Annotated in this window: 6 protein-coding genes and 1 pseudogene; 5 read left to right on the top strand and 2 right to left on the bottom strand. The window is 50.7% G+C overall.

Annotated elements, in window-relative coordinates:
- Positions 1-1,164, bottom strand: a 1,164-nt coding sequence (locus tag LDL35_RS02875; RefSeq protein ID WP_304019308.1) for a hypothetical protein, incomplete at its 3' end; no start/stop codon positions are given.
- 44 nt (positions 1,165-1,208) lie between these two features.
- Positions 1,209-4,349 carry a PKD domain-containing protein gene (locus LDL35_RS02870; RefSeq protein WP_304019306.1) on the bottom strand — a complete coding sequence of 1,047 codons (3,141 nt, stop codon included), beginning with the start codon at positions 4,347-4,349 and terminating at the stop codon, positions 1,209-1,211.
- Positions 4,350-4,724: 375 nt separating this feature from the next.
- On the opposite strand from LDL35_RS02870, the gene LDL35_RS02865 reads away from it, so the two are divergent.
- From LDL35_RS02865 to LDL35_RS02845, 5 genes and pseudogenes are all read left to right on the top strand, one after another.
- On the top strand, positions 4,725-5,276 hold the full coding sequence (locus LDL35_RS02865) for a UbiX family flavin prenyltransferase (RefSeq protein ID WP_304019304.1): 552 nt from the start codon (positions 4,725-4,727) through the stop codon (positions 5,274-5,276).
- A complete protein-coding gene (locus LDL35_RS02860; protein WP_304019302.1) occupies positions 5,273-6,514 on the top strand; it encodes a UbiD family decarboxylase in 1,242 nt (413 codons plus the stop codon). Before LDL35_RS02865 ends, LDL35_RS02860 begins: the two co-directional genes overlap by 4 nt.
- 4 nt (positions 6,515-6,518) lie before the next feature.
- On the top strand, positions 6,519-7,691 hold the full coding sequence (locus LDL35_RS02855) for an aconitase X catalytic domain-containing protein (RefSeq protein ID WP_304019300.1): 1,173 nt from the start codon (positions 6,519-6,521) through the stop codon (positions 7,689-7,691).
- A 58-nt stretch (positions 7,692-7,749) separates the two neighbouring features.
- The gene (locus tag LDL35_RS02850; RefSeq protein ID WP_304019298.1) at positions 7,750-8,634 is read left to right on the top strand and encodes a tetratricopeptide repeat protein; all 885 of its coding nucleotides are present in this window, start codon (positions 7,750-7,752) and stop codon (positions 8,632-8,634) included.
- Between the two features lie 77 nt (positions 8,635-8,711).
- Positions 8,712-10,000 (top strand): annotated as a pseudogene (locus LDL35_RS02845) (DNA polymerase II large subunit); the annotation flags it as partial.

The following is a 10,000-nucleotide window of genomic DNA, read 5'->3' as shown; positions in this document are numbered from 1 at the left end:
ACCATAATACCCCTCCTGGGTCGTGACGATGGAATCCTTGGTTACCCCGTCAATCTTTGCGATGATCTCGGTTCCCACCGGAGCGGGGAGATAATTGAAGGTGACCGGGCCATAGAACTGGTACGGGGTAAAGGGGGTATCTGGTTCAAGGGTGTAGATGAAGATATCCCATCCGCCAAACCGGTCATCCTGCCAGACAACCTTATCACCAGAGATATCAGGGCGTATCTGGTTTCCTGGACCCACACAGACCGCATAGGTCTTTGGGATCTGGAGGTTTACCATGTAGATATCGCTGTTATTCTCCTGATCGTACCTGGTCCACACGATCTTGGATCCGGATACGGCAGGTTCCACATCATCATAATCATCAAAGGTGACAGCGGTTGTCATGTCCTTTTTGATGTTATACATGAAGATGTCCCATTTTCCGTTCCGGTTGTCCTCCCAGACGACATAATCTCCGGAGATTCGTGGATTCTGCTGTATACGAAGATCCCTTGTCACCTGGATGGTTTTATCGGTCTTGTAATTGTACAGGTAAATGTTCCAGTCGTTTTTGTTATCATCAAGCTGCTGATAGACGATCCAGTCGCCATCGATGTCAGGGTTGGCCTTATCCTTGTCATTAGGATTGATGTATACCGGCCGGGCACTGGTACCTACCTTTACCATCCCGATATCCCTGATATCATCATTGCCAAAGTCCTCAAACACAACCATATCCTGGGAGACAGCCGGTCTGAACTTATTGGTAGTATCCACATACACCGGGCTTTCCTTGTGCATTGGGATGTTATATGAGTAGATGTCAGAGTTCTTGTGCCGGTTATCATCCCAGACTATAATACCTCCGGAGATGTCCGGATTATTCTGGTCACTCATAATGTTGGCGACCATCTGCCGGTTTCCGGTCTTCATGTCATAGAACCAGACCTTTCCCTGCCCTTCGTACTGGGTCCAGGTGACATACTGTTCATCAACCCGAGGGTCCCAGTCAAAAACCGAGTCAAAGGTCATCTGTTCTTCAATACCTGGTGCCTGCGCAATCAGTTCTTCTGCTGAGAAACTTACAATAGGCTCAAATTCAACGATCTCCTCTTCTGCAAGGCAGGGCACAAGCAGGAGGAACATCAGAATCATTAACAGTGATGCGATTTTCATGGTTTTTCCTCTCATATTCTCCAAAAATTGGTGATATATTCTCCTTATATGCCGATAGCGGCGAGATCTCCCTCTTCACTCATATAAATCCAGTATCCATATCCGGGATACAGAACATTGGCATTACTCTCCGGCACGTTCATGATGGTGCCCTGATACCGCTGGATTGACGAGTCAAAGCCGATCACATAGATCCACTGGTCTCTGACTGAAAGCAGGGCGTTCTGTGCAGGAACCGTGTTCAGGCTGGTTACTCCGAAGGTATTCCATCCTTTGACCAGTTTTCTGGTCGGTGGGATCTGAAGAGCATCACCGGCAAAGTAGAGGTAGACTGCATCTTTCTTGGTTGAGTAGATCCAGACCGCATCAAGAGGATTGATAACCGTATTAGCACTGACAGTGCTCCAGGATTTTGTCCGTGGATTGTATGCAAAGATACTGTGACCGCCGACATCAACATGACCAAAGAGGGCTTTGGCGGAGTTTTGTCCGTCTGCAAGCATCTTTGGCACAGAGATGAAGTTCCACCCCTGGTTCAGGGTGACCTGTGCCTCGGGCGGGCTGACTATTCCGGCGGTAATAAGGTTCTGTTTTACCACACTCTTTGTCTGCCCGTTCCACAGGGTTGTCATCAGGCCGACAGAATAGACTCCGTTTCTGGTATATACATGGGTCGGGTTTCTTTCAGATGAGGTTGTTCCATCGCCGAAGTCCCAGTACCAGGATTTCGGGTTTCCTGATGACTTGTCAGTGAACTTGACGGAGAGGGGAATTGCCCCCTGGGTCGGAGTTGCCGTGAAATCAGCGACACTGGATGGTTTTGAGACAAAGTTAATGTTCTTTAAGACTTTCAGACCACTCACAACCAGCTGACTCTGGTCTCCCTCTGCCCCGGTTGCCGTCTGGAATCTGATGGTCTTTCCAATATCGGCATTGGTGATCGGCACTTCAAGGTACGGTCCGTTTTCAGAACCGTATGAACCAGCGGTCTGGGTAGTTATCTGTCCACGAATCTGATTGTCGATGGTTGCGTAGATGGTATGTCCTGCAGGAAGAGGTGTTCCGTCAAGGTTTGCCCTTCCCCAGAATGAATATCTGGACTGGGCAGACACAATGAAGGTCAGGTCAAGTCTCTTCTGAATAATCTGACCACTTGCGGCAGAGACATCTGCGGATGCGATGATGAGATCGCCCTGTGGGACTGAGACCGTCACCTGTTGTCCGGCAACATAGGTAGCCCCGCTGAACTGGGCGGTAAAGGTGATATATTTCCCATTATCGGTCTGGTACACCGGAACATTCAGGGTGCTGTACTGTCCGTTTGTCGTAACGGTTGTCTGCCCCCTGATCTGGTTGTCAATAACTGCGGAAAGGACCGTTCCTGCTGGTGCATACTGCCCGTCAAGCAGAACAGACCCGCTGAACTGGTAGGTAGTCGGCGAGGGGGTTGTACCAAAGGTCAGGTCAAACCAGCCACCTATCTGCTGTCCGACACTGATACTCTGGGAAGCCTGCAGAGATGAACTGCCGGTTGTTGCCGTAAAGATAATCGCCTTTCCAAAGTCGTTCTGATTGACCGGGATTGTAAGACCGGTATAGGATCCCGCGGTGGTAACCGTCACCTGTCCCCTGATCTGGGAATCGATGGTTGCGGTAATGATCGTTCCAACCGGTGCGGGCATGCTGTTTACAAATGCATTCCCGGAGAGGGTATAGGTCTGAACGGGTGGAACCGAGGAAGCAGAGAGATCCAGCCTCATAACTCCACCGGTGCCGACGGTAAGGACCTGATCTGCCTGGAACTCGTTCAGTCTGAATGAGATGGTCTTGCCGGTATCTGCACTGGTAATCGGAATCTCAAGGAACGGTCCGTAGGAGGATCCATAACTTCCGGCCTGCTGCACGGTGGTCTTTGCCCTGACTGCCCCGTCAATCAGAGCTTTTACTTCAGTCCCGACCGGTGCTGGATTTCCACTTATCGTGGCAGAACCATAGAGCTGATACTTCCCAGATCCGACTCCCTGGGAGAAGGTATGCAGGAATATGTTCGAGTTACCTGTTCGGTAATCCTGCCAGACCAGATGATTTCCATAGATAGACGGATTCTTCTGGTCTCCCTGGTTGGTTGTAACCTGGTAGATATACCCGGTAATAAGATCGAGCAGGTAGATATCTGCGTTTCCGTTCCGGTAATCCTCCCACACCACAAGCGGTCCGGAAACATCAGGATTGACTGCCTTATACTTGCTATCGGTCAGCTGGTACTCCTGGAAGGTATCCAGCGTCATGGCATAGATATCAGAAATTCCATTCCGGTTATCTTCCCAGACAACAATCTTCCCGCTGATCCGTGGGTTTCTCTGATCAGATTTGTCATTTGTCAGCTGGTACTCCTTCCCGGCGGTAATGTCGTACAGGTAAATGTCAGCATTTCCGTTCCGCCAGTCCTCCCAGATGATGTATGATCCGGAGATGTCAGGTCTCTTCTGCTCTGCAAGGTCCTTTGTTACCGCCTGGCTGGTTCCTGAATTCAGGTCAGCCATGTAGATATCAGGATTGCCACTTCTCCAGTCCTGCCATGCGATATATCGCCCTGACACCACCGGCTGGTTCTGGTTGGAAGTTGATGAAGAGATCGGCGCTGCAGTGTCGGTCTGCAGATCATACCCGTTGATGTTGGTTACCTGGTTTGATCCTGCTCCGGCCTGTTCATACACGACGATTCTGCCGGAGATATCCGGGTTGGTCTGATGAAGTTTTCCCGGATATACCGGATACAGCCCACCTGACTGTATATCATAAAGACCAATACCGGAAACACCTGCATTCCATTCTTCAAAAACAACTCTTCCATCGGAAACTTTCGGGTTAATATGGTTCAGGTTTCCGAACGTGATCTGCTTCTCAGACCCCCCACATGACTCTGAGGAGAGATCAAATCTGGTGGTGTCTACCGTCACGGTATTCGAGATGGTATACTCATCAGGGTTTTGTGCAACCGAAAGGATTGCAATGCCGCTTGATGCAATCACCGGGGTACTGAATGATATATTCCCCGCCTGGATCTCTTCTCCTGTTCCCCCTGTAGGAGAAAACACAATCTCCTGTGCAGTGACCCCACCACAGAGGAGAATAAGCAGAATAATTGGTACATATCTCCACATCTTCATCATTACGCCTCCCATCCGCAGGTAGACCCGAATTGATTCGGGTGATACCTCTCATGATATATGTGCTAATCTGTACGCTTAGCCCTATTAAATACTATCATTTTCAAACCCGGCTCTGGAAATGCCCCTGACCGGAAAACAAGACCTAATTCTGTTAATAAGGATTTATATCAATATATTGGATCCGATAAATCCTGAGCGCGCCAGATTTCTATGAGTGGGTCTTAATTATCTTTTGTGCGCGAAAACTGATCAACCGAGACGGTCATTTCCCGTGAGTGATACCATCATTATGGTTCAGAGAAAGATAGCTCTGTGACTCATATGACTGATACCGGTATCAGTCCCGCAGCGGAGTGTTCATACGGGAGCGAATATGAGGTGTGAATTATGAATCCGAGGATAATTGTTGGCGTATCCGGAGCATCGGGCATGCTCTATGCCAGAAGGCTGCTTGACCACCTGGCTGGAAAGGCTGAGGTTCATATCATTCTGACTCCGGTGGCACGGGAGATTGCCCGTCATGAACAGGTATCCTTTGAGGATTCTGATCTTATTGTTCATTCACCTGATAATCTTGCATCTCCGGTTGCGAGCGGCTCATTTCTCCATCAGGGTATGGTAATAGCACCCTGTAGCATGAAGACCCTGTCAGCGGTTGCTCATGGATTTACGCCAAACCTGCTGACCAGAGCTGCGGATGTGACATTAAAGGAACGAAGGCCCTGTATTCTCCTCCTTCGTGAAAACCCCCTCTCACGGATTCATATTGAAAATATGCTTCGTGCCCATGATGCAGGAGCACTCATTATGACGGCGAGTCCTCCCTTTTATCACCGGCCTGATGATATCACCGGGCTTGTGGATGCGGTTGTTGCACGGATACTGGATCATCTGAATATCACACACTCAATAGGCGGAAGATGGAGTGGATTTCCATGAGGACATTTATTGAAAAGATGAGGAACAAGGGTCTTGTCATCGACGTGCATGATCCGGTTTCTTCGCGATTTGACGCACCAAAACGTGCATTCAGTACTGACAGGCTTTTGTTCTTTCATAATCTTGATGGCAGAAAAGCGGTTATGAACCTTGTTGCAACCAGGGAGTCCCTGGCTGTGGCCCTCGGGGTTGCTCCCGAAATTCTGGTTCCCCGGCTTGCTTCCTGCCGGTATGACGGAAAACTTATCGATGCAGGATCTCTTCTCATGAGATCGGTCAACCTTGATGAAATCCCCATCATGGAGAATTATCCCGGAGAGGCCGGGAGATATCTGAACTCGGGTGTGGTGTTCTCCCGGTACGGAGGAGTTGAGAATGCCTCTGTTCACCGGATGCTCAAAGCAGGAAAGGACAGACTTGTTGCCCGTCTGGTGGAAGGCAGACATACGCATACCCTTCATAAGAAAGCACTGGCCAATGGAGAGCGACTCCCGGTTGCCATCGTCATCGGTATGCACCCGCTTGTCCTCTTTGCCAGTTGCAGCAGGGTTCCGGAGAGTATGGAACTGCCCTTTGCCGCTGAACTCCTTGGCGGCGAGATGCCGGTATATACCCTTCCGAACGGTGTCCGGGTCCCTGACGCCGAGATCATCCTTGAAGGGTATATCGGAAGTGAAACGGCTGTTGAAGGCCCGTATGTGGACATCACCAGGACCTATGATCCTGAACGGATACAACCGGTGATTGAGCTGACCGGGATGTATACGAAACCTGATTTTATCTACCACGGACTGGTGAATGCCGGAGATGAGCATAAACTGCTGATGGGAGCACCCTATGAGCCCCTTATCTATCGGTCGGTTGCCGGAGTGACCGGGGTTACCGATGTGGTCCTGACCAAGGGCGGATGCGGGTACCTGCATGGCGTTGTCCAGATTAAAAAACGAACCGAGGGAGATGGGAAAAATGCCATCATGGCTGCATTTGCTGCACATACGTCACTGAAACATGTGGTCATTGTTGATGGTGATATCAATCCAGGCAATCCCTATGATGTCGAGTTTGCCATTGCAACCCGGGTCCGTGCAGACCGTGACACCCTTATTATTCCCGGTGTCCGTGGCTCGTCGCTTGACCCCTCACGGATCGGGGACGGGCTCAATGTCAAGATGGGTATAGATGCAACCATGGAGTTAGGAAAGGAAGAGGAGTTTGTCAGAGCGGTCTGGGAGGACTGATCATATGCACCTGACTGCAGAGGAAGAGGCCATTCTCAATGGTGAGGAAGGGGAGACAAAACAGCAGCTCCTGGAGATCCTGGTCGGGGTCGGAAAGGTCTTTGGTGCTGAGGAGATGGTACCGATCAGGAGTGCCCAGGTCTCCGGAGCGTCATATAAGACCATCGGTGAATGGGGGCTGAAATGGCTTGCAAGTCTTGATGCCCATGCTGCGGTTCCGGCAGTCCTCAACCCTGTCGGGATGGATCGGATCAGGTGGGAGGAGATGGGCATAGATCCCGGATTTGCAAAGAAACAACTTGAGGTTATCTCTGCCTATGAGCGTCTCGGCATCAGACTTGAATGCACCTGCACTCCGTACTATCTGAATATCACCGAATACGGAGATCATCTGGCATGGTCAGAGTCCTCAGCGGTCAGTTATGCAAACTCGGTCATCGGTGCCAGAACCAACCGGGAGGGGGGTCCTTCAGCTCTTGCAGCAGCGATAATTGGAAAAACCCCAAAATATGGACTTCACCTGGTGGAGAACAGAAAGCCCGGTATTCATATTCAGGTTGAGGGTGAACCAAAGGGAGCCGATGCATCCTGGTACGGGGCACTCGGGTATCTGGCCGGCAAGATCTCCGGAAACCGGATCCCACTCTTCTCCGGGATACGACCGGGCAGGGATCATCTGAAAAATCTCGGGGCTGCGATGGCTGCAACCGGAGCGGTTGCCCTGTATCATGTGCAGGGTATCACCCCTGAGGCACGGGTCTTCTCATATAGTACCGAGGGGCTTATGCAGTTCGTCATCACCGCTGATGAGGTGGCATCCCTCTTTTCCGACGAGCAGGTGGATGCCGTGGCTATCGGATGTCCGCATTGCTCACCTGATGAACTCATGAATCTTGCATCTCTTTTGGAAGGATGTTCGGTTACAAAACCGGTATATATCTTTGCTGCTCGTGACGTCATCGAACGCGAGAGTGAGCAGATCAGAAAGATTGAGCGTTCCGGAGCCAGAGTGTATGCTGATACCTGTATGGTCGTCTCCCCGGCCCTTGAACGGTATGATCGGATCATGGTAAACAGCGGGAAGGCACTCTCCTATGTTCCGACGATGTGTGGAGCCGGGGCAGTCATCGGGTCAACAAAGGATTGTATCAGGGTAGCGTGCACGCCTGATGGATGATGATCATGGATGGCAGGATAGTTTAACGTAGTTGTATCCTGATACTGAGAAGCAACTGATGCCTGATCCCGGGGAGTCATATTACGAGGTATTAAATGTCAGGCGGGATGCCTCTTCCGAAGAGATTACGGCATCGTATAGAAAGCTGGCAAAGGTGCTTCATCCTGATGTATGCGAAAGTCCGGAGGCCGAAGAGTTATTCAAGGTCGTGAATGAGGCGTACCAGGTCTTAAAAGATCAAAAGAAACGGGAAGCATATGATATCTCCCTCCTTGAAGCGGAGGGAACAGAGTATGGGCGGTATTACAGCGGGGGGAGGCGGTACCGGGATCCCCGGACCTGGTACTATGCCCATCTTCACGAGTCCTATCATCCGCCCCGCTCATCACCTGATCAGGATACCCCTCAGGCCAGGAGATCATCCATCCCCCGGATCCTCCAGGTTGCTCTCTTTTATGCAACCCTGTTTATGGCAATTATCATCCTGGTCCAGCTCTTCCTCCTTCCCTGGATGAACGGAATGGCAGCATCTGAAGCGAGATCGCTGTTTGAAGACGGGAACAGGTGGATGAATGAAGAGGAGTATCAGAAAGCAATTGAAAGTTATGGGAGTGCGGTCGAAAGGCTCCCCGGGTTTTCAGAGGGCTGGCGGGCCAAGGGTCTTGCAGAGATGAAGAAGGCGGAAGAGTTGTCTGATAAGGGACTTAGGACTCAGGCTGAATCTTATTATCAGTCCGCGATCCGCTCATTCAACCAGGCATATCCTTCTTTCCCTGATGATGCGCAGGTTCTGTCAGGGATTGGCAAGTCCCTCTTTGCCCTTGGAAGAATAGAAGAATCAGTTCCCTATCTGAAGAAAGCATTGGAGATGCGACCAGGTGATTCTGCCATTCAGACCATCCTTGATCAGGCCAGGTTGAAAGGTGGTCTGAAAGGAGCATGAATCTCGTAACCCCCGTTTCTTTCAGAGAATTAGCACATTATCCACTCATACGACAAACATAATCCCCTCATCTCATCATGGCAGACATATCACCCCGGATGCAGGAATATTATGACCGGCTCAATGCTGGTCTTGCGCAGGCAATGGAGGTTGCGAAGGCAGCCAGGAAGATCGGACTCGACCCTGAGACGGTTGTCGAGATCCCAATTGCAAATGATCTGGCAGACCGGGTTGAGGCCCAGGTAGGTATCCCCGGTGTAGCTCAGATGATTCGTGAACTTGAAGCGGTCATGTCCCGTGAGGAGGCATCCCTTCATATCGGTGACTACTTTGCAGAAAAGAAGTTTGGAGAGACGACAAAAGAGGAGATTCTGGATCATGCAATCCGGACTGCCATGGCCCTCCTCACCGAAGGGGTCGTTTCTGCACCCATTGAAGGGATCGCCAAGGTTGCAGTGAAGAAAAATGACGACGGATCTGAATACCTTGCCATTTACTATGCAGGCCCCATCCGGAGTGCCGGAGGAACGGCACAGGCTCTCTCTGTTCTTGTCGGTGATTATGTCCGGAGAATTCTGGGTATGTCACGATACATACCACGGGAAGAGGAGATTGAGCGGTATATCGAGGAGATCAGGCAGTATAACTCCATCATGAGTCTGCAGTATCTCCCATCCGAACGGGAGATCCGGCTTATCATCAGTAACTGTCCGGTCTGTATTGACGGGGAACCAACTGAGAAGGAGGAGGTATCAGGTCATCGGAATCTGGAGCGGGTTGAGACGAACACCGTCCGGGGAGGAATGGCCCTTGTCATTGCCGAAGGTCTTGCGTTAAAAGCACCCAAAGTCCTGAAAAATGTCAGGAAGATGAAGATGGACGGCTGGGACTGGCTTGAGGAGATGATACAAGCCACTGCCGGAAGCTCATCATCAGAAGAGAAAGAGGTCGGTATTCATCCGAAAGATAAATTCCTCAGGGATTTGATCGGAGGAAGGCCGGTCTTTTCATACCCGATGCGTGAGGGCGGGTTCAGACTAGTATATGGTCGTTCCAGAAATACCGGTCTTGCGGCAGCCGGCCTGAATCCTGCGACGCTGCATATCCTAGGTGACTTTCTCGCCGTCGGGACCCAGATGAAGATAGAACGGCCGGGAAAAGCTGCCGGAATCTCACCGGTTGACAGTATTCAGGGTCCGACGGTCAGACTCATCAATGGTGATGTAGTCAGGATCCATGATGCAAAACGTGCCAGGGAACTCTCAGCCGAGGTCAGTCATATCATCGATGTTGGTGAAATACTCATCAGTTATGGCGAGTTCATGGAGAACAATCATGTACTTGTCCCGTCTACGTACTGTGAGTC

It is taken from the genome of Methanospirillum hungatei, from assembly GCF_020216685.1.
In the GTDB taxonomy this organism is placed as follows: domain Archaea; phylum Halobacteriota; class Methanomicrobia; order Methanomicrobiales; family Methanospirillaceae; genus Methanospirillum; species Methanospirillum hungatei_B.
Note: the sequence above shows the minus strand (reverse complement) of the source record. Positions and strands in the feature narration are given on the sequence as shown.

Bases quoted from the DNA above. Each gene is read 5' to 3' on its own strand.
- LDL35_RS02870 (WP_304019306.1), bottom strand. From the start codon at position 4,349: ATGGGAGGCGTAATGATGAAGATGTGGAGATATGTACCAATTATTCTG.
- LDL35_RS02865 (WP_304019304.1), top strand. From the start codon at position 4,725: ATGAATCCGAGGATAATTGTTGGCGTATCCGGAGCATCGGGCATGCTC.
- LDL35_RS02860 (WP_304019302.1), top strand. From the start codon at position 5,273: ATGAGGACATTTATTGAAAAGATGAGGAACAAGGGTCTTGTCATCGAC.
- LDL35_RS02855 (WP_304019300.1), top strand. From the start codon at position 6,519: ATGCACCTGACTGCAGAGGAAGAGGCCATTCTCAATGGTGAGGAAGGG.
- LDL35_RS02850 (WP_304019298.1), top strand. From the start codon at position 7,750: ATGCCTGATCCCGGGGAGTCATATTACGAGGTATTAAATGTCAGGCGG.